The 20,736-nt window shown below is 72.8% G+C and carries 15 protein-coding genes; 2 read left to right on the top strand and 13 right to left on the bottom strand.

What is annotated here, in order from left to right; translation table 11 throughout:
- Positions 1–3 precede the first annotated feature (3 nt).
- The 5 genes from ACFCXS_RS13765 to ACFCXS_RS13745 form a co-directional block, all read right to left on the bottom strand.
- On the bottom strand, positions 4–1,134 hold the full coding sequence (locus tag ACFCXS_RS13765; protein WP_376643447.1) for an acyl-CoA dehydrogenase family protein: 1,131 nt from the start codon (positions 1,132–1,134) through the stop codon (positions 4–6).
- 68 nt (positions 1,135–1,202) lie between these two features.
- Positions 1,203–3,053: an acetyl/propionyl/methylcrotonyl-CoA carboxylase subunit alpha gene (locus ACFCXS_RS13760; protein WP_376643446.1), complete on the bottom strand. Its 1,851-nt coding sequence runs from the start codon at positions 3,051–3,053 to the stop codon at positions 1,203–1,205.
- Between the two features lie 10 nt (positions 3,054–3,063).
- Entirely contained in the window at positions 3,064–4,662 is a 1,599-nt protein-coding gene (locus tag ACFCXS_RS13755) for an acyl-CoA carboxylase subunit beta (RefSeq protein WP_376643445.1), read from the bottom strand.
- Entirely contained in the window at positions 4,659–6,389 is a 1,731-nt protein-coding gene (locus ACFCXS_RS13750; RefSeq protein WP_376643444.1) for an acyclic terpene utilization AtuA family protein, read from the bottom strand. Before ACFCXS_RS13750 ends, ACFCXS_RS13755 begins: the two co-directional genes overlap by 4 nt.
- Positions 6,390–6,396: 7 nt before the next feature.
- Complete coding sequence (locus ACFCXS_RS13745) at positions 6,397–7,191, bottom strand: TIGR03084 family metal-binding protein (RefSeq protein WP_376643443.1); 795 nt, start codon at positions 7,189–7,191, stop codon at positions 6,397–6,399.
- Positions 7,192–7,384: 193 nt separating this feature from the next.
- On the opposite strand from ACFCXS_RS13745, the gene ACFCXS_RS13740 reads away from it, so the two are divergent.
- Positions 7,385–8,371, top strand: coding sequence for a hypothetical protein (locus ACFCXS_RS13740; RefSeq protein WP_376643442.1), 987 nt, complete (start codon positions 7,385–7,387; stop codon positions 8,369–8,371).
- Here the strand turns inward: ACFCXS_RS13740 and ACFCXS_RS13735 are convergent.
- The 8 genes from ACFCXS_RS13735 to ACFCXS_RS13700 all read right to left on the bottom strand — a co-directional run bounded on the left by ACFCXS_RS13735 (position 8,368) and on the right by ACFCXS_RS13700 (position 19,082).
- Entirely contained in the window at positions 8,368–8,982 is a 615-nt protein-coding gene (locus ACFCXS_RS13735) for a DinB family protein (RefSeq protein WP_376643441.1), read from the bottom strand. The genes ACFCXS_RS13740 and ACFCXS_RS13735 overlap by 4 nt on opposite strands.
- Positions 8,983–9,082: 100 nt before the next feature.
- Complete coding sequence (locus tag ACFCXS_RS13730) at positions 9,083–10,039, bottom strand: DMT family transporter (protein ID WP_376643440.1); 957 nt, start codon at positions 10,037–10,039, stop codon at positions 9,083–9,085.
- Positions 10,040–10,234: 195 nt separating this feature from the next.
- On the bottom strand, positions 10,235–11,371 hold the full coding sequence (locus tag ACFCXS_RS13725; RefSeq protein ID WP_376643439.1) for a lipid II:glycine glycyltransferase FemX: 1,137 nt from the start codon (positions 11,369–11,371) through the stop codon (positions 10,235–10,237).
- Positions 11,372–11,492: 121 nt separating this feature from the next.
- The gene (locus tag ACFCXS_RS13720; RefSeq protein WP_376643438.1) at positions 11,493–14,534 is read right to left on the bottom strand and encodes an FAD-binding and (Fe-S)-binding domain-containing protein; all 3,042 of its coding nucleotides are present in this window, start codon (positions 14,532–14,534) and stop codon (positions 11,493–11,495) included.
- A gap of 55 nt (positions 14,535–14,589) precedes the next feature.
- Positions 14,590–15,432 (bottom strand): carbohydrate ABC transporter permease, encoded by an 843-nt coding sequence (locus tag ACFCXS_RS13715; protein ID WP_376643437.1) that lies wholly within the window; start codon positions 15,430–15,432, stop codon positions 14,590–14,592.
- 7 nt (positions 15,433–15,439) lie between these two features.
- Complete coding sequence (locus ACFCXS_RS13710; RefSeq protein WP_376643436.1) at positions 15,440–16,432, bottom strand: carbohydrate ABC transporter permease; 993 nt, start codon at positions 16,430–16,432, stop codon at positions 15,440–15,442.
- 93 nt (positions 16,433–16,525) lie between these two features.
- The gene (locus tag ACFCXS_RS13705; RefSeq protein WP_376643435.1) at positions 16,526–17,869 is read right to left on the bottom strand and encodes an ABC transporter substrate-binding protein; all 1,344 of its coding nucleotides are present in this window, start codon (positions 17,867–17,869) and stop codon (positions 16,526–16,528) included.
- Between the two features lie 196 nt (positions 17,870–18,065).
- The gene (locus tag ACFCXS_RS13700; RefSeq protein WP_376643434.1) at positions 18,066–19,082 is read right to left on the bottom strand and encodes a LacI family DNA-binding transcriptional regulator; all 1,017 of its coding nucleotides are present in this window, start codon (positions 19,080–19,082) and stop codon (positions 18,066–18,068) included.
- 207 nt (positions 19,083–19,289) lie between these two features.
- Here ACFCXS_RS13700 and ACFCXS_RS13695 point away from each other — a divergent pair, with 207 nt between their 5' ends.
- Positions 19,290–20,639 (top strand): mucin-1, encoded by a 1,350-nt coding sequence (locus tag ACFCXS_RS13695; protein ID WP_376643433.1) that lies wholly within the window; start codon positions 19,290–19,292, stop codon positions 20,637–20,639.
- Positions 20,640–20,736: the final 97 nt, after the last annotated feature.

Below are 20,736 nucleotides of genomic sequence, written 5' to 3'. Positions count from 1 at the left end.
TCCTCAGTACGACTTGGGCAGGCCCAGGGTCTGGTGGGAGACGTAGTTGAGGATCATCTCCCTGCTCACCGGGGCGATACGAGCCACGCGCGCGGCCGTTATCAGCCGGGCCAGGCCGTACTCGCGGGTGAGACCGTTGCCGCCGAGGGTGTGCACGGCCTGGTCGACGGCCTTCACACAGGCTTCCCCGGCCGCGTACTTGGCCATGTTGGCGGCCTCTCCGGCGCCCGTGTCGTCGCCCTCGTCGTAGCGGGCGGCGGCCTTCTGCATCATCAGGCGGGCGAGTTCGAGGTCGATGTGCGCCGCGGCCAGGGGGTGGGCGACGGCCTGGTGGGCGCCGATGGGGGCGTTCCAGACGGTGCGGTCACGGGCGTACTCGACGGCTTTGGCGAGGGCGTGCCGGCCCATGCCGATCGCGAAGGCGGCGGTCATGATGCGTTCGGGGTTGAGGCCGGCGAAGAGCTGGAGGAGGCCTGCGTCCTCGTCGCCGACCAGGGCGTCGGCGGGCAGCCGTACGTCGTCCAGGGTCAGCTCGAACTGCTTCTCCGCGGCGTTCAGTTCCATGTCGATGGGGCGGCGGGTGAAGCCGGGGGTGTCGCGCGGGACGATGAAGAGGCAGGGCTTGAGGCGGCCGGTGCGGGCGTCTTCGGTACGTCCGACGATGAGGGTCGCGTCCGCGATGTCCACGCCGGAGATGAAGACCTTGCGGCCGGTGAGGAGCCAGTCGGTGCCGTCTTTTCGGGCCGTGGTGGTGATGCGGTGGGAGTTGGAGCCGGCGTCGGGTTCGGTGATGCCGAAGGCCATGAGGCGGGTGCCGTCCGACAGGCCGGGGAGCCACTCCTCCTTCTGGGTGCCGGTGCCGAAGCGGGCTATCACCGTGCCACAGATGGCCGGTGAGACCACGAGCATGAGGAGGGGGCAGCCGGCCGCGCCGAGTTCTTCGAGGACGATGGAGAGTTCTGAGATTCCTCCTCCGCCGCCTCCGTACTCCTCGGGGAGGTTGACGCCCAGGTAGCCCAGTTTGCCTGCCTCCGACCAGAGTTGGGCAGGGTCGCTGCCGCTGCCGTGGCGTTTGCCGAGTGTGGCGACGGCCGTGCGGAGGTCCTTGTGCTCGTCGGTTTCGATCGTGGGCATGTGACTCCTTCGTCGTGGCTTGTCGCGCTCGCGCGGCGGTAGCCGCACATCGATACAGCCCCGCGCCCCTAAGAGGCCTCCGTCACCACCGCCAGGAGCGCGCCCGGCTCCACCTGCTGGCCTGGTACCGCGCGCAGCTCGCTCAGCGTTCCCGTCACCGGGGCCGTGATCTTGTGCTGCATCTTCATGGCCTCCAGCCACATGAGGGGGTCGCCCGCCTTCACCGGTGTTCCGGGCGTGAGGCCCTCGCTGACCCGGACGACCGTGCCCGGCATGGGGGCCAGGAGGGAGCCCGGGGCGTGCCGGGCGGTGGGGTCGGGGAAGCGGGGCAGGGCGGTCAGGGGGGTGGTGTCGACGTAGAGCTGATGGCCGTAGCGGGTGACCTCGTACTTGCGCTCCACCCCGGCCACTTCGAGGATCACGAGGTACGCGTCGGCGTGCACCACCCGCACCCCGTCCGCCTCCAGGCCCTGCCGGGTGTGCCGGTAGCGGGCCTCGTACTCCTCGCCCGCCATCAGGTACCGCTTGCTCTGCGGCTGGGAGGGGACGTTGCGCCAGCCGCCGAAGCCCGGGCGGGAGCGGACCTGGGCGTCGGCGAGGGCGGCGGCCAGCGGGGCGTGCGGGTCGGGGGGCGGCTCGGTCAGGTCCGGCAGGTGGCGGTCGTAGAAGCCGGTGTTCATGCGGGCCGCGGTGAACTCGGGGTGGCGCAGGGATCGGACCAGGAGGTCGCGGTTGGTGACGGGGCCGTGGATCGCGGCCCGTTCCAGGGCGGAGGCCAGGATGCGCAGGGCCTCCGGGCGGGTGGGCGCGTGGGCGACCACCTTGGCGAGCATGGGGTCGTAGTGGACGCCGATCTCGTCGCCGTCCGTGTAGCCGGTGTCCAGGCGGACCTGTCCCGGGACGTCCAGGCGGTGCAGGGTGCCGGTCTGCGGGGACCAGTCGCGGGCCGGGTCCTCGGCGTACAGGCGGGCCTCGACGGCGTGACCACGCGCGCGTGGCGGTTCGGCCGCCAGGGCGTGGCCCTCGGCGATCCGGATCTGCTCCGCGACCAGGTCGATGCCGAACACGGCCTCGGTGACGGGGTGTTCGACCTGGAGGCGGGTGTTCATCTCCAGGAAGTGCGCCCGGCCGTCGGCGACGAGGAACTCGACCGTGCCGGCGCCCACGTAGTCCACGGCCCGGGCGGCCCGTACGGCGAGGGAGCGGACCTCCTCGTCGAGTTCCGGGGACAGGCCGGGGGCCGGGGCCTCCTCGATCACCTTCTGGTGGCGGCGCTGCAGGGAGCAGTCGCGGGTGCCGAGGGGCCGGACCGTGCCGTGGGTGTCGGCGAGGATCTGCACCTCGACGTGGCGGCCGTTCTCCACGTACGGCTCGACGAAGACCTCGCCGTCGCCGAAGGCGCTCGCGGCCTCGGCCCGGGCCGCGGCCGACTCGGCTTCCAGGTCCGCGAGACGGCGTACGACGCGCATGCCGCGGCCGCCTCCCCCGGCCGCCGCCTTCACCAGCACGGGCAGGTCGGCCTCGGTGACGTCGTCGAGGGGCCGGATGCCCATGAGTTGTTTGGCGCGGGTCTTGGACGCCATGGCCTCGATGGCCTGCGGGGGCGGGCCGATCCAGCGCAGTCCCGCGTCCAGGACGGCCCGGGCGAAGCCGGCGTTCTCGGAGAGGAAGCCGTAGCCGGGGTGCACGGCGTCCGCCCCGGTGGCGAGGGCGGCCTTCACGATCAGGTCGCCGCGCAGATAGGTGTCGGCGGGCGCCTCCCCCGGAAGCCGTACGCTCGCGTCGGCCACGCGCGTGTGCAGGGCGTTCGCGTCGGCGTCCGAGTGCACGGCGACCGTGCGGATGCCCAGGTCGTGGCAGGTGCGGAAGACGCGGCAGGCGATCTCGCCCCGGTTGGCGACCAGCACAGAAGTGATCACTGAAGGTTCCTCACATCCGGAAGACGCCGAAGCCGCCGCGCGCGCCCTCGTAGGGGGCGGTGTGGATCGCGGAGAGGCACAGGCCGAGGACGGTGCGGGTGTCGCGCGGGTCGATGACGCCGTCGTCGTACAGCCGCCCGGACAGGAACATCGGCAGCGACTCGGACTCGATCTGCTGCTCGACCATGGCGCGCAGCGCGGCGTCCGCCTCGTCGTCGTAGGGCTGCCCCTTGGCGGCGGCCGACTGGCGGGCGACGATCGACAGCACGCCCGCGAGCTGCTGCGGGCCCATGACGGCCGACTTGGCGCTGGGCCAGGCGAAGAGGAAGCGCGGGTCGTAGGCGCGGCCGCACATGCCGTAGTGGCCGGCGCCGTAGGAGGCGCCCATGAGGACGGAGAGGTGGGGCACGCGGCTGTTGCTGACCGCGTTGATCATCATCGCGCCGTGTTTGATGATGCCGCCCTGCTCGTACTCCCTGCCGACCATGTAGCCGGTGGTGTTGTGCAGGAAGAGCAGGGGGATGTCGCGCTGGTTGGCGAGCTGGATGAACTGGGCGGCCTTCTGCGACTCCTCGCTGAACAGGACCCCCTGGGCGTTCGCCAGCACCCCCACCGGATAGCCGTGCAGGGCGGCCCAGCCGGTGGTCAGGCTCGTGCCGTACAGCGGTTTGAACTCGTCGAAGTCGGAGGCGTCGACGATCCGGGCGATGACCTCGCGCGGGTCGAAGGGGCTCTTGAGGTCGCCGGGGACGATGCCCAGCAGCTCCTCCGCGTCGTACGCGGGCGGCTCGGCCGGGCCCGGATCGCCGTACGCCTTGCGGTGGTTGAGGCGGGCGACCACGCGCCGGGCCTGCCGGAGGGCGTCCGGCTCGTCGACGGCGAAGTGGTCCGCGAGGCCCGAGGTGCGCGCGTGCATCTCGGCGCCGCCCAGGGACTCGTCGTCGCTCTCCTCACCGGTCGCCATCTTCACCAGCGGCGGACCGCCGAGGAACACCTTGGCCCGCTCCTTGACCATGATCACGTGGTCGGACATGCCGGGGACGTAGGCGCCTCCGGCGGTGGAGTTGCCGAAGACGACCGCGACGGTCGGGATCCCGGCGGCCGACAGCCGGGTGAGGTCACGGAAGATCGCGCCGCCGGGGATGAAGATCTCCTTCTGGGACGGCAGATCGGCACCGCCGGACTCCACGAGGCTGATCACGGGCAGCCGGTTGGCGAGCGCGATGTCGTTGGCGCGCAGGGCCTTCTTCAGCGACCAGGGGTTGCTCGCTCCGCCGCGCACGGTCGGGTCGTTGGCGGTGATCAAACACTCGACGCCCTCGACGGTCCCGATGCCGGTGACGAGGGACGCGCCGACGGTGTGGTCGCTGCCCCAGGCGGCCAGGGGGGACAGTTCCAGGAACGGCGTGTCGGGGTCGAGGAGCAACTCGATGCGCTCACGGGCGAGGAGCTTGCCGCGCTTCTTGTGCCGTGCGACGTACTTCTCGCCGCCGCCCGCGAGGGCCTTGGCGTGTTCGGCGTCGAGTGCGGCGAGCTTGGCGAGCATCGTCTCGCGGTCGGCCGCGTAGTCCGGGCCGTCGGTGTCGAGCGCGGAGGTCAGGACGGTCAAAGGAGGGCCTCCGGTATCTCCAGGTGGCGGGAGCGCAGCCATTCGCCGAGGGCCTTGGCCTGCGGATCGAAGCGGTGCTGCGCGGCGGCACCGGCGCCGAGGATGCCCTCGACGACGAAGTTGAGGGCGCGCAGGTTCGGCAGCACGTGCCGTACGACGGTCAGTTCGCGGCTCTCGGGGATCAGCTCCCGGAACCGGTCGGCGGTCAGCTCGTGGGCGAGCCATCGCCAGGCGTCGTCCGTGCGGGCCCACACCCCGACGTTGGCGTTGCCGCCCTTGTCCCCGCTGCGGGCTCCCGCGACGAGGCCGAGGGGAGCCCTGGTGACCGGCCCGGGCGGGAACGGCTCGGGGAGCCGCGGCCGGGGAACGTCGTCGAGTACGAGGGTGTCGTGCGGCGGCGGCACCGGAACCCGCCGTCCGTCGTGGAGTACCGCCACATGGTCGACTCCCCCATGGGGGACGTACACATCCTCGAACACCCCATAGGGCGAGCCCTTTCCAGGTGGGGCCAGCACATGGAAGCCGGGATAGCTGGCGAGGGCGAGCTCCACGGCCGCCCCGCTCAGCGCCCGCCCTACCGCCCCCTGGTCGGGGTCCCGCACGACGAGCCGCAGCAACGCGCTCGCCGTCTCCTCGCTCGGGGCGTCCGGGCGGTCGGTGCGAACCAGCTCCCAGCGCACGTCGGCCACTTCGGCGAGAGCCGGTTCCAGCTGCTCCCGCACCAGGGCCGCCTTGGCCTCGACGTCGAGGCCGGTGAGCACGAAGACGACCTCGTTGCGGAAACCGCCGAGCCGGTTGAGACCGGCCTTGAGGGTGGGCGGCGGGGCCTCCCCGCGCACACCCTCGATCCGCACCCGGTCGGGCCCGTCCTGGCTCAGCCGCACGGTGTCCAGCCGGGCGGTGACGTCCGGCCCCGCGTACCGGGCACCGGCCGTCTCGTACAGCAACTGCGCGGTGACCGTGCCGACGTCGACGAAACCGCCGGTGCCGGGGTGCTTGGTGATGACACAGCTGCCGTCCTCGTGCAGCTCGGCGAGCGGGAAGCCGGGGCGGCGGACGTCGCCGTCCCGGAAGAAGGCGTAGTTGCCGCCGGTGGCCTGCGCCCCGCACTCCAGGACATGCCCGGCGACCACCGCGCCCGCGAGCCGGTCGTGGTCCTTCGGGGTCCAGCCGAAGTGGGCGGCGGCCGGTCCGGTGACCAGGGCCGCGTCCGTCACCCGGCCGGTGACCACGACGTCGGCGCCCGCCCGCAGGCATTCCGTGATGCCGAAACCGCCGAGGTAGGCGTGGGCGGTGAGGGAACCCGGGTGGTCGGCGGTGAGGTCGTCTCCCGCCACATGGGCGACGCGTACGGGTATGCCCAGCCGGTCGGCCAGCCCTCGTACGGCGTCGGCCAGTCCGGCCGGGTTGAGCCCGCCCGCGTTGGTGACGATTTTGACGCCCCGCTCGTGCGCGAGCCCCAGGCACTCCTCCAACTGCCGCAGGAACGTCCGGGCGTATCCGGCGGCGGGGTCCTTCAGACGGTCCCGGCCGAGGATGAGCATGGTCAGCTCGGCGAGGTAGTCGCCGGTGAGGACGTCGAGTTCGCCGCCGGTGAGCATCTCGCGCATCGCGTCGAAGCGGTCGCCGTAGAAGCCCGAGGCGTTGCCTGTGCGGAGGGCCGCCGTCACGAGTCCGCCTCCCTGCCGCCGCGCTCCGGCGTCACGAGCCGGGCCTCGCCGCCGCATCCGGGGGTCATGAGCCCGGCTCCTTCGGTGGGCGTCCGCCGCCCGGCGGGCCCGCGAAGGCCTGCGCGATGTCCAGCCAGCGGCCGGCGTCGGGGCCGTCGGCGCGCAGGGCCAGGTCGGCGCGGTCGGCGCGCTGGGTGACCAGGAGGCAGAAGTCGAGGGCGGGGCCGGTGACGCGCTGCGCGGCGTCCTCGGGGCCGTAGGCCCACAGGTCGCCGGAGGGGGCACGCAGTTCGACGCGGAACGGGTCGGCGGGCGGGGTCAGGCCGTGCACGCCGTAGGCGAAGTCCCGTGTCCGCACCCCGAGCCGGGCCACATGCCGCAGCCGGTCGGTGGGTGGGCGCACCACACCCAGGGCGTCGGCCACGTCCTGCCCGTGCGCCCAGGTCTCCATCAGACGGGCCGTCGCCATGGAGGCCGTCGACATGGGCGGGCCGTACCAGGGGAAACGCGCCTTGGGCGGGGCGGCCCGCAGTGCCTCCTCCAGTGCCGTACGGCCCTCACGCCACCGGGCGAGCAACTCGCCGGGCGGCAGGCCCGCGCCCTCCTCGGCGCCCTCGTCGACGAACGAGTCCGGCGCGGCGAGGGCCTTCTCGACCAGGGCGTGGAAGCCGTCGGCGTCCGTGACGGCGAGCAGGGCCGAGCGGTCCGTCCAGGCGAGATGGGCGATCTGGTGGGCTACGGTCCAGCCGGGCGCGGGCGTCGCGAGCGACCAGCGCTGCGGGGGCGACCCGGCCACGAGGCGGTCGAGTTCCTCGCTCTCCTCGCGCAGATCGTCGATCACGGACAGCGGATCGGACACGGGCGCTCCCCTCGGGGCACGGCGGTGTGCGGGGTGGTGCGGCGTGCTGAGGAGCATGGCAGCGGGGCCAGAAACAATCAAGCGTGCTTGCATGAAACTGTGATGGTGGCCGGAAGCGTGCTCTTCGGCGGCGCGATCAATACACTCGGGGTCGCGCTCGTTCCATGGGGCACGCGTCGGGGGAGACACAAGAATGAGCACCTGGAATCCGGGCGGGCAGCCGCCGTACGACCCGAACGGTCAGCAGCCGTATCCGCCCCGGCCTGGGCCCTATCCGCCCTCACCGGGGCCGTACGCACCGCCGGGTGGCGGGTATCCGCCCCAGGCGCCGCCCGGGGCTGGTTATCCGCCCCATGTGCCGCCGCCCGGGGGTGGTCATCCGCCGCATGTGCCGCACCCCTACGTGCCGCACCCGGCTCCCCCGCCGCCGCCCGGTCCCGTCGCCCGCCTGTGGCGGCGGATCGGGCCCGTCCACACCGCGCGCCGGGTGTTCAGGCCGTCCCGGCCGGACCTCGTCGAGGACGCCTTCATCGCGCGCATGCAGAAGATCCGCACGCTGGTGGGGCTGGCCGCGGTGGTGTGGGTGTCGGTGAGCTACAAGGTCAGCAGCTCGCTGGGAGATGCCGCCGAGGACCGTCTCGACCAGTCGTGGTCCAACGTGCTGGTGCTGTCCGTGACGTTCCCGGTGGTCGTGGGCGTCCTGCTGGCCCTGACCGCGCCGTCCGCCCGCAGGGACCTGCTGCGCCGGGCCGCCAAGCCGGTCGGCGCGATGGTCGCCCTGATCGCCGCGGTGTTCGTGTTCCCGCTGATGGTGCTCACCGGCTTCGTCGACGGGCGGTTCGCCACCAACCCGGCGATGACCGTCGTCACGTGGGTGGTCGTGGTGCTCGTCCTGGTGTGGGTGCTGCCGTTCATCGCGTGGGGTGTCGGCCTGGCCCTGCTGCACGTGTTCCGCACGGCCGACATCCACCAGACGATGCCGCCGCTGCTCGCCATGACGCTGGTGTGGGAGACGACGCTGATCGACCTGTTCACCGGGGCGTACGCGGGGGTGCCGGGGCCGGTGCGGGTGGTGTTCCTGCTCGGTGCGCCGCTGTCGGTGACCGTGGTGGGGCTGTGGGAGCTGCGGCGGCTGCGGGCGCACTACGGCATCGACGTGCGAGGGATGCTGGTGCGCTAGGCCTGCGTTCGGATGGCCTTGTCCGCCTGCCTCGCCGCCGCCTCCAGCCGGTGCCGATGGGCTTCCCACATCGCCCGGTCGCCCGGGGGCATGCTGTCCTTCCCTGGCGTCAGGCCGACCGCCCCGTCGATGAGTTCGCGCACGATGTCGGCGTGGCCGGCGTGACGGCTGGTGTCGGCGATCACGCGCACCAGGATGTGGTGCAGCGTGGTCTCCCGCCGCTCCTCGGGCCACCACGGGACGTGACCGGTCGCGTCCAGCGGGAGCGCCGCGATCGTGCCGTCGGCGTGCTCCCAGGCCCTGCGGTAGAGCCCGGCGATGTCCTCGCGGGACTCGTCCGGGGTGGCCCACATGTCGGCGCCGGGTTCGGCGTCCCGCGTGTACCACCAGGACGGTGGGTTCTCGGCGAAGAACGGCCGGCCGAACGTGTCCCCGAAGTACCCCAGTTCCACCCCGGCGGTGTGCTTGACCAGTCCCAGCAGGTTGGTGCCGGTCGGGGTCAGGGGGCGGCGGATGTCGTACTCCGAGAGCCCGTCGAGCTTCCACAGCAGCGCGTCACGAGCGTCCTGGAGATAGCGGACGAGGTCGGCCTTGGCGTCGGGTGCGGTCATGCGGGCAGTCTTGCACCGGGCACTGACAACAGGGCCGGACTCCGACCGGCGGGACCCGACCGGGCCGGACCGCGACGCGGACCGCGCCTTCAGGAACGGTCTAGCCCTCCAGCCCCGTGCTCTCCAACGCCGCCTTCCTCTTCCGCCCCGGCCCCACCTGGGTGCGCACCGCCCCCATGCTCGCCGCGACGACGAGGGCGATCGCCGCAGCCTCGGCGGCGCTGAGGGCCTGGTCGAGGATGAGGAAACCGGCCGTCGCGGCGATGGCCGGTTCGAGGCTCATCAGGATCGCGAACGTGGAAGCGGGCAGGCGGCGCAGGGCGAGGAGTTCGAGGGTGTAGGGCAGGACCGAGGAGAGCAGGGCGACCGCCGCGCCCAGGCCCAGCGTCACCGGGTCGAGCAGCTTCGTCCCCGACTCGGCGATGCCCAGGGGCAGGAACAGCACCGCGCCCACCGCCATCGCCAGGGCCAGCCCGTCCGCCTGCGGGAAGCGGCGGCCCGTACGGGCGCTGAAGACGATGTAGGCCGCCCACATGGCGCCGGCCCCCAGGGCGAAGGCCGCACCCGTGGGGTCGAGACCGCTGAACCCTCCGCCGCCGAGGAGGAAGACACCGGCGAGGGCGAGGGCCGCCCAGACGACGTTGACCGCGCGGCGGGAGGCGAGGACCGACAGGGCGAGCGGGCCGAGGACCTCCAGCGTGACCGCCGGGCCGAGCGGAATGCGCGCGACGGCCTGGTAGAAGAGGCCGTTCATCGCGGCCATGGTGATGCCGAAGACGACGACCGTGCCCCAGTCGGTGCGCGAGTGGCCGCGCAGCCGAGGACGGCAGACCAGGAGCAGCACGACGGCCGCGACCAGCAGACGCAGCGCCACGACGCCGAGCGCACCCGCCCTGGGCATCAGCGTCACGGCGAGTGCGCCGCCGAACTGCACGGAGATGCCGCCGGCCAGCACCAGGCCCACGGGTCCGAGCGAGCCGAGCCGGCCCGGGCCGGCCGCGGGTGCGGCGGCGCCGGTCGTGGACTGGGGGGTGGCGGTGGTCTCCGGCGTGCTCACGGGCGGTCCTGGGGTCGGGGGTCGATGTCAGGGGTGGGGCGGCATGTGCGGTGCGTACACCCGGACACACGCAACGTACACCCCGATGCACTGCGTAGTCCAGGGTAATGGACTACGTCAGGTGCGTGAACCCCGTTTACCGCTGTCTCGCGGCGTGAGACGTCACCGCCGACAGGGACCGTGGACCGTGAGACGTCACCGCCGGGAGAGGTAGAGGTCGAACGCCTTGTGGAGCAGCCGGTTGAGCGGGTAGTCCCATTCGCCGAGGTACTCCACGGCCTCGCCGCCGGTGCCCACCTTGAAGCGGAGCAGGCCCAGCAGGTGGCTGGACTCCTCCAGGGTGTCGGTGATGCCGCGCAGGTCGTAGACGGCGGCGCCCAGACCGTGCGCGTCGGTCATCATGCGCCACTGCACGGCACTGCTCGGCTGAACCTCGCGGCGGCGGCCGGTGGAGGCGCCGTAGGAGTACCAGACGTGGTCGCCGACGGTCAGCATCGTGGCCGCGGCGAGCACCTCGCCGTCGTGGTGGGCGAGGTAGAGCCGCATCCGGTCCGGGTGTTCGGCGGTGAGCGCGCTCCACATACGCTGGAAGTACGGCAGGGGGCGTGGGACGAACCGGTCCCGCTCGGCGGTCTCGCAGTACAGCTCGTGGAAGGCCGGCAGGTCCTCCAGGTCGCCGCGCACGACCTTCACCCCGGCCTTCTCCGCCTTCTTGATGTTGCGGCGCCACTGCTGGTTCAGGCCGTTGTGGATGTCCTCCAGCGACCGGCCGGCGAACGGCACCTGGAAGACGTAGCGGGGCTGTCCCGCGGCGAAGCCGCCCTCGCCGGAGGCCTCGGACTGCCACCAGCCCATACGGCGCAGACCGTCCGCGACCTGACCGGCCCGCGGTTCGTACGACGTCGCCCGCACGTCGCGCAGCCGCCGGGCGGCCGGGTCGGCGATCGCCGCCTTGACCGCGTCGGCGCTCCAGCGGCGCACCACGACCGGCGGGCCCATGCGCACCGCGAAGGCGCCCTGTCGTCTCAGGTGCGCGAGCATCGGCTCCAGCAGGCGGTCGAGGCCGGGCTCGTGCCAGTCGAGGAGCGGCCCCTCGGGCAGATACGCGAAGTGGCGCGGCAGCCCGGGCAGCCGCGGGCCGGGCAGGGGGCGCAGCAGCGCCAGTCCCGCGCCGACGAGCTGCCCGTCGTCGTCGAACCAGCCGAGGCTCTCCGCCTTCCAGTCGGGCTTCACCTCGCCCCAGGACGGGACCTGGGTGTGGCTGGCGCAGGGGCGGGCCGTGACGAACGCGAGGTGCTCGTCACGGGTGATCGGCTGGACGCGGACGCTCATGCGCGGGCTCCTTCGAGCAGCGGCCCTCGACGGGCGGTGACTGGTCCCGCGAGCCTAGGAGCGGCCCCCTCCCTCCCCCGGCTCAGACACTCGGGTCCGCCCGTCCCGTGGCCCGAACGCCTCACGCTCCGTCGCGCGGGGGCTTCCCGTCCGCCTCGTCGCGCGCGGGGTGCCCGTCCGCCTCGCCGTGCCCGGCGTTTGCGTCCAGCGCCTCGGCCAGCACCTCCGCCAGGTGCCTGCCCCGTACGCCCGCCAGCTGCTCCAGCTGGGTGCGGCAGGAGAAGCCGTCCGCCAGGACCACCGTGCCGTCCGGGGCGTCCCGCACCGAGGGCAGGAGCTGTTCCTCCGCGCAGGCGGTGGACACCTCCCAGTGGCCCTTCTCGAAGCCGAAGTTTCCCGCGAGGCCGCAGCAGCCGCCGCTCAGTTCGCCGGTGAGCAGGGCCGCTTCCCGCAACCGGCGGTCGGCGGCGTCGCCGAGCACCGCGTGCTGGTGGCAGTGGGTCTGCCCGGCCACCGGACGCTCCACGCGCGGCGTCGTCCAGGCGGGGGCATGGCGCTCCAGCGTCTCCGCGAAGGTGAGGACCTTGGCGGCGAGGCGGGCCGCGCGCGGGTCGTCGGCCAGCAGCTCGGGGACGTCGGTGCGCAGGGCCGCCGCGCAGCTCGGTTCCAGGACCACGACCGGCGCGTCGGTCTCCAGCACCGGTTCCATCAGGTCGAGCGTGCGGCGCATGACGGCCCGGGCCCGGTCCAGCCGGCCCGTCGACACGTAGGTCAGCCCGCAGCAGACCCGGCCACGGCCGCGCAGCAGGGACAGCGGGTCGAGGGCGACCGTCCTGCCGTCGCCCACCGGTGGCTTCTCCAGCCGCAGCGTCGGCGGCAACGCCACCCGCAGCCCGGCCGCCTCCAGCACCCGCACGGCGGCCTGCCCCACGCCCGGCGAGAGATGCTCGGTGAAGGTGTCGGGCCACAGGACGACCAGCGGCCCCCGCCCTGCGCCGCCGAAACCGCCGTGGACACGTTCGCCGCCACCGGCCACACCCCTCGCACCGGCCCCACCCCTTGCACCGGCACCAGCACCGCCGCCCCCTGCCCCGCGCCGCTCCCACCACCCGCTGAACGTCCGCGTCGCCAGCCGTGGGATGTCCCGCTCGGGCGTGATCCCGCCCAGCCGCTTCGCCACCCGGGCCAGGGGCGGTACCGCGGACAGCGCGTTGACCAGGCGTGCCGTGCGGGTGCGGGACACCGCCCGGAGCCACTCCGGCAGCCGGCCCATCGAGTGGTGCGCGGCGGGCCGGCGCCGCCCGGCGTAGTGCTGGTGCAGGAACTCCGCCTTGTACGTGGCCATGTCGACCCCGACCGGGCAGTCCGACCGGCAGCCCTTGCAGGACAGGCACAGGTCCAGCGCGTCCCGGACCTCGGTCGAGCGCCAGCCGTCCGTCACCACCTCACCGGCGAGCATCTCGTGCAGCAGCCGGGCCCGCCCGCGTGTGGAGTGCTCCTCCGCACCCGTCGCCCGGAAGGACGGGCACATGACGCCCGAGCCGGACACCGACGTCGTACGGCACTTGGCGACGCCCACGCAGCGCCGCACCGCCGCCGAGAAGTCACCGCCGTCGGCGGGATAGCCGAAGGCGACGTCGACCGGTTCGCGCGGCAGGACCGAGAAGCGCAGGTCGGCGTCGAGGGGCGCGGGGCGCACGAGCATCCCGGGGTTGAGCAGGTCGTCCGGGTCCCACACGCCCTTGACCCGCTCGAACAGGCCCACCATCTGCGCCCCGTACATCCTCGGCAGCAGCTCGGCCCGCGCCTGCCCGTCGCCGTGCTCCCCGGACAGCGATCCGCCGTGCGCCACCACCAGCTCCGCCAGTTCCTCCGAGAAGCGGCGGAAGCGGGCGACGCCGGCCTCGGTGAGGAGGTCGAAGTCGATACGGACGTGGATGCAGCCGTCCCCGAAGTGCCCGTAGGGCGTGCCGCGCAGTCCGTGCGCCGCCGTCAGCGACCGGAAATCGCGCAGGTACGCGCCGAGCCGGGCGGGCGGTACCGCGCAGTCCTCCCAGCCCGGCCATGCTTCCGTGCCGTCCGGCATGCGCGTCGCCGTACCGCTCGCGTCCTCCCGGATCCGCCACAGGGCGCGCTGCCCGGCCGGGTCGGTGACCACGAGCGCGTCCAGGACGTCGGCGGCCCGCACGATCGCCTCCGCACGCGCGCGTGCCTCGCCCGCGGACTCCCCGCCGGTCTCCACGAACAGCCAGGCCCCGCCCCTCGGCAGCGTCTCCGGGGAGGGCACCAGGTCCGCCGCCATGCCCTCCACCGTCAGCGGGCAGAACGGCAGCAGCCCGGCCGCCGCCTCCGCCGCCGCGCTCTCGTCGGCGTAGCCCAGCACGGCCAGGGCACGCGCGCGTGGCGCCTCGACCAGGCGTACGACCGCCTCCGTCAGGACGCCGAGGGTGCCCTCGGAACCGCAGAAGGAGCGGGCCACGTCGGCGCCGCGCTCGGGCAGCAGGGCGTCCAGCGCGTACCCGGAGATGCGGCGGGGCAGTTCCGGGAAGCCGGTGCGCAGGCGCGCCAGTTCTCCCTCGGCCAGGGCGCGCAGGCCGTCCGGTGCCCCGGCCCAGTCCTGCCCGAGCCGCAGCCGCTCGCCGCGCACGGTGACGACGTCCAGTTCCCGCACGCTGTCGGCGGTCGTCCCCCACGCCACGGAGTGCGAGCCGCACGAGTTGTTGCCGATCATGCCGCCGAGCGTGCAGCGGCTGTGCGTCGACGGGTCCGGACCGAACCGCAGGCCGTGCGGGGCGGCGGCCTCCTGGAGCCGGTCGAGGACGAGGCCGGGCTGCACGACGGCCGTCCGTGCCTCGGCGTCCAGCGACACGAGCCGGTTCATGTGCCGGGTGAAGTCCAGCACCACGCCCGTGCCCGTCGCCTGTCCGGCGATCGACGTGCCACCGCCTCTGGCGACGACCGGGACCCCCCGCTCCCGGCACACCTCCAGGGCGGCCGCCACGTCGTCGGCGTCACGGGGGGCCACCACACCCAGGGGCACCCGCCGGTAGTTGGAGGCGTCCATGGTGACCAGCGCCCGGGACGTGACGTCGAACGCCACGTCACCCCGGACGGCCCGGCGCAGCTCCGCCTCGAGGGCGGCCAGATCCCCGACATCCGTCATGCGTCCAGCATGCACCCGGCCACTGACGGTGACGGGCCGGGGCTCCTCCGGCGGCTCAGCCCTTGACCGCGGAGCTCGCCACACCCTCGACGAACCAGCGCTGGAAGAACGCGAAGACGATCAGCACGGGCAGTACCAGCAGCACGCCGAAGGCGAGGATCTGGCCCCAGTCCGGGGGCTGCTGGCCCTGGAAGACGCTCATCTCCAGCGGCAGGGGGCGCACGGACGGGTCGGACACCATCAGCACCGGCCACAGGAAGGAGCCCCACTGGATGAGGAAGGTGAGGATCGCGACCGAGGCGAACACCGGCCTGGACATCGGCACGATGATCGCGAAGAAGGTGCGCCAGGGGCCCGCCCCGTCCAGCCGGGCCGCCTCCTCGATGCTCGGCGGGATCTTCTTGAAGAACGTGTGGAACTGGTAGATCGCGAAGGCGTTGGCGACGAACGGCAGCGCCTGGATGAACAGCGTGTTGCGCTGGCCGTTGAACATGTAGAACAGCGGCACCGCCACCGACTCGAACGGGATCAGCATCAGCAGCAGGACGAGGGTGAACACCGCGTTCTGCCCCCGCCACTTCAGCCGCGTCAGCCCGTAGGCCGCCATCGAGTTGACGATCAGCCCTCCCGTCACCACCACGAACGACAGCAGCACCGACACGCCCATGAACTGCCAGAAGTGGCCGGTGCTCTCGGAGTTCAGGCTGTCGAGGACGGCGGTGTAGTTGTCGAAGGAGAGGTGGGTGGGCAGGAAGCCGGACAGGCCGTTGAGGACCTCGTCCGACGGCTTGAGGCTGCCGAGGAAGAGGTAGAGCGCGGGGAGGGCGAAGACGAACGCCAGGACGCTCAGGACGGTGTAGTCGAGGACGCGGCGCACGGGCGTACGGGTCATGGCCATGGGTGGGTCAGTCCTCGTTGTCGGGCCGGACGACGCGGCGCTGGACGATGGTCAGGGCGACGACGATCAGGAAGAACACCACGGTGACGGCCGAGGCCTGGCCGATGTCGTTCTGGTCGAAGGCGGTGGTGACGGCCTGGTACATCACCGTGCGGGTGGCGTCCTCGTCCAGGCCACCGCCGCGGATGAGGACGTACACCTGGTCGAAGACCCGGAAGGACAGCACCGAGGTCAGCATCGCGACGAACACGAGGGTGCCGCGGATGCCGGGCAGGGTGACGTGCCGGAACTGCTGCCATCGCGAGGCCCGGTCCAGCTCGGAGGCCTCGTAGAGCTCGCCCGGGATCTGCTGGAGGCCGGCGAGCAGGATGACCATCTGGAAGCCGACGCCCTGCCACACCGACAGCACGATGACCGAGCCCATCGCGGTGAGGCCGTCCCCGAGCCAGTCGAAGGCGCCCCAGTTGCCGAGACTCACCGCGTCCAGCGCGGAGTTGAGCATGCCCTGCTCGCTGCGGGCGAGGATCAGCCGCCAGATCACGGCGACCAGCGCCATCGGGAAGACCACCGGCATGAAGAAGAAGGACCGGAACAGGCCGATGGCCTTCAGCTTGCGGTTGAGCAGGATGGCCAGCGCCAGCGCCAGGCCGGTCTGGAGCGGTACGACGACGACGGCGAAGGTCAGGTTGTTCAGCAGCGCCCGCAGGAACGGGCCGGACAGGTCGGGGTCGGTGAACAGCCGCCGGTAGTGCTCCACGCCGAAGAAGGTGGGTTCCAGCGGCGAGCCGAGGCGGACGTTGTAGAAGGACAGCACGACGGCGTAGCCGAACGGGATGCCGACGAAGGCGATCAGCCCGCCGACGGCAGGGGCCGCCATCAGCAGTCCGTGCAGCCGGTCACGGTTGCCGCGCGCGTGACGCGGCGGCTTCGCGGGGGGTGCGGACGAGGCGGCCTGCGCCGGGCCTCGGGCCGCGGCGGGCGCGGGTTCCACGGTTTTCACGACAGGGGTCCTCTTCCCGGCGGGGCGGGCGCCTCGGCGGGTGGCTGTGTCACCACGCCGACGGCGGCCGCCCGGGCCGATGCGTCCTGCGGGTTACGGGATCTCGTAGCCGGCGTTGTCGGTGAAGTCCCGGTCGATGGCGCGGGCGGCCTTCCGCAGGGCTTCCTGGGGGTCGGCGCCGCCGTAGATCGAGTTGAGGGCCGTGTTGAACTTGGCGGTGACGGTGGGGTATCCGGCGGTCACCGGGCGGGTGACGGCGACGCAGGAGGAGGTGATGTCGCTGTCGCCGCAGGGCTTGGCCAGCTGGTCGGCGAAGAGCTGGAGCGGGCCGCCCTTCTTGTACAGCTCGCTCTTGGCGAGAGCGGTCTTGGTGGCGGGCACGGCGCCGTTGGCCTTCGTCATCGCGCCGACGTTGGTGTCGTTCAGCAGATAGTCCAGGAAGGTGCCGGCGGCCTTGCCGTTCTTGCTGTCGGCGCCGATGCCCCACGCCCACGAACCCTGGCCGGTCTTGGGACCGTTGCCGAAGTCCGGCAGCGGCAGCACGGCGAGGTCCTCCCCGAGGGCCTCGCTGTAGGCGGGGTAGTTCCAGTGGCCGACCCAGCTCAGCGCCACCTTGCCCTTGGCGAAGGCGTTGCCGTCGGTGTTGGGGTCGACGTAGGGCTTCCACGACTGGAAGGTCTTCATCGCGGAGACGGCCTTGGGGCTGTCGAGGGCGCCCTCCGCCTTGCCGTCCTTCAGCAGGCCGCCGCCGGCCGACCAGACGATCGGGGAGAAACCGAAGGTGCCCCACTCGGAGGCCAGGCCGTACTGCTCCGAAATGTCGAGGACCTTGCCGTCGGAGTCTCCGCCCTTGAGCGTCTTGAGGGCCTTGCCGAACTCCTCGGCCGTCCAGGCGTCGTCCAGGCCGGTCGGGTACTTCACGCCGGCCGCGTCCAGCAGCTTCTTGTTGGCGTACATGCCGAGCCCGGCGTCGAACATGCCGAGGCCGTAGTGCTTGCCGTCGATCTCGCCCTGCGCCTTGATCGCGTCGGTGGCGTTGGCGAGGGTCTTGGCGGAGACGTGGCCGTCGACCGGGGCGAGCTTGCTGTTGTAGACGAAGTTGGCCATCGTCGGGCCGTCGAACTCCAGCACGTCCGGCAGTTCGGAGGCGTCGGTGGCGGTGATTGTCTTCGTGTAGTCCTTCTCCGGTATGAGCTTCAGCTCGGCCTTGACGTCGCTCTGCGAGGAGTTGAAGGACTTCACCGCGTTCTGCAGCGCGGTCGCCTCGCTCGCCTGGCCCTGGTGGGCCCAGACGCTGATGGTGCCCTTGCCGCTGCCCTCCTCGGCGGAGGTGTCGCCGCCGGCGCCCCCGCCGCCACAGGCGGCCAGCGCGGCCAGCGGCAGCAGGGCGAGGGCCGTCAGGCCCGTACGGCGGTGTTTTCCGTGACCGTTGATCATGGTGGTGCCTCCGAGGGCGGGTGTGCGGCAAGTGCGCGGTGGGTGCGAGACCGGCGGGGCCGCCGGTGCGCGGACGGTGGCCGGGGGCGGGAGCGGCCCTCCGGGGCGGACGTACGAGAGGGGGCGGACGTGCAGGGGGGACGGACGTGCAGGGGGGACGGACGACGGGGCGGGCGTTCGAGGGGGCGAGTGAGGGCTACCGCCGGTTGCCGTGCGGCGGAGCGGTGGTCTCGCGGAGGATGAAGCGGATGGGCATCTCGACGGGCCGCGCCGGCCCGGCGTCGGGTTCGTCCAGCCGCGTCAGCAGCAGCCGGGCCGCCTCCCGGCCCTGGGCCGCGACCGGCTGGGCCACGGTGGTCAGCCCGACCACCTCGGAGAGCTCGTGATCGTCGAAGCCGACCACGGACACGTCCTCGGGCACCCTCAGCCGGTGCCGGCGCAGGGCACGCAGCGCGCCCATCGCCATCTCGTCGGACTGGGCGAACACGGCGGTCGGCGGATGGCGCAGCGCCAGCAGTTCGGTCATGGCCCGCTCGCCGCCCTCGACGGTGTAGCCGCCGTCCGCCTCCAGGGCGGGATCGAGCTCGATCCCGGCGTCGGCCAGCACGTCCCGGTAGCCCTGCCGGCGGTCGAGGGGTGTGGTCCAGTGCAGCGGCTCGCTGGCGCCGGAGATCATGCCGATGCGCCGGTGGCCGAGGTTGACCAGGTGCCGTACGGCGCTCTCCGCCCCGCCCCGGTCGTCGATGCCGACCACCGTGAAGCCGGGCCGGGCACCGCCGACCGTGGTCGCCAGCGGCACGCCGAGGGAGCACAGGGCGGCGGCTTCCTCCGGGTCCGGGATCAGCAGGGACAGCACGGCGTCGACCCGCTTGCGGATCGGCAGCTTGGTGAAGAAGCGCTTGCGCGCCTCCGGTGAGCCGAGGTTGTACAGCAGGACGTCGTACCCGGCGGCGCTGAAGACCTTCTCCGCCGCGTCCAGCACCGTGCCGAAGAACCAGCGGCCGACGTAGGGGACGACGACGCCGATGGTGTAGGTGCGGCCGCTGGCCAGGCTGGAGGCCGAGCGCGAGGCGGTGTAGCCCAGTTCGGCGGCGGCCTCGACGATCCGGGCCCGCATCTGCTCCGACACTCCCGAACGGCCGCGCAGGGCGCGGGACACGGTGGACGCCGAGACGCCGGTGGCCTCGGCGACATCGGTGATGCTGACCGTCACGGGACGCTCCTTGATCGGGGGCACGCCGCGTGGCCGGGGGTCCGGAGCACGTCGGCGGGAGTGGGAGTGACGAGACCGTAAACCCGCCCACCTGGTTGCGCAAGCGTTTGCGTTCAGTTTTACTTCGGCTGACTCTCAGAGGAACTCCGCCCAGCAAGATCACAGCGCACGCGTTTGAGTGCCGCTGTCGGCAGACAGGACCTGTCCATGCGATACGCGCCGCCCGGCCTCTGCGTGAACGACTTCGACCTCCTGCGCCACGCGGACGGCACCTACACCGTGCTGCACCTCCAGGGCCCGTGGACGGCCGAGTTCGACCACCTGCGCATGGAGACCTCCTACGGCAGGGCCACCTCCGCCGACCTGGTCCACTGGGAGCCGCAGGGCACGGCCTTCGGCAACGGCCTGCCGGGCCGCTTCGACCAGCAGGCGGTGTGGACCATGCACGCCTTCCCGCACGGCCCCGGCACGGCGATGCTCTACACCGCCGTCTCCGGACTCACCCCGGGCGGCTGGCCCCTGCAGTCGATCGGCCTGGCCCGCTCCGAGCGCACCGACGGCACCGGCTGGCGCCGCCACGGCACCGGACCGGTCGCCGAGGCGGACGGGCGCTGGTACCGCACGGGCGAACGCATGGGCTGGCGCGACCCCTTCGTCGTACGCGACGACGAGTCCGACGGCTGGGTGATGGTGGTCTGCGCCGCCGACGCCTCGCTGCCCGTCGACGTCGGCGGGTGCGTCGCCTGGGCGACCTCCGACGACCTGGAGCACTGGACGGTCCAGCCGCCGCTGGTCTCCCCCGGCGACGTCGACGAGTTCGAGTGCCCGGTCCTCGAACGCCTCGACGACGGCAGCTGGCTGCTGCTCGGCTCCATCGGCGCCACCCGGGGCTTCGAGGCGTGGACCGCTCCGCGCCTGCGCGGCCCGTGGACCCGCCGCGGCCCGCTCGGCCCCACGGGCGCGTACGCCCCGCGCGTCGTCGCCGCCCCCGACGGCTCCCGCGTCGTGCTGCACACCACCCCGCGCCGCGTCGGCCTCAGCGACACCGGCGAGCGCTGCCGCGGCATGCTCGCCCAGCCCAAGTCCCTCGCCGTACCCGCGGATTCGGCGCCCCGCCTGGAATGGTGGCCGGGCCTGGACCCCTGGCTCGGCGAGGAGACGTACGACGCCCCGCTGCACGCGGTCGGTGACATCGCCCTGTCCGGCCGCACCGAGATCACCCTGCGCGCGCATGTCTCCGACGGGGCCCGGCCCGCGCTCACGGTCGGCTGCGACGGCAAGCACCTCCGGGTCACCGGCCCGGACGGCGACCTGCTCGGTGAGACCCTCCTGCCGGACCCCGCCGCCGCACTGCGCATCCTCACCGTCGGCGAGTACGTCGAGGTCTACGCCGACGGCGTCTTCGTCCTCACCACCCTGTGCTATTCGGGCCGCCCCGCCCCCTGGACGGCCACGACCGAGGGCGTGACCCGCCCCGTCGCCGTCCGCCCCCTGCGGCTGCCGGACCCGCACCGCGACGACGCCTCGGCCGTCTGGCCCGGCCCGCCCCCGCACTGACCGGCCGCACACCGTCCGAACCGGCCCGCCCCCGCACTGACCTGTCCACACACCGTCTCACCCGACGGACGACGTTTCGCCCAGGTTTCTGGAAACG

The sequence above is a fragment of the Streptomyces sp. NPDC056373 genome, from assembly GCF_042262425.1.
Classification (GTDB): Bacteria; Actinomycetota; Actinomycetes; order Streptomycetales; family Streptomycetaceae; genus Streptomyces.
This window is presented reverse-complemented; position numbering and strand designations above follow the sequence as displayed.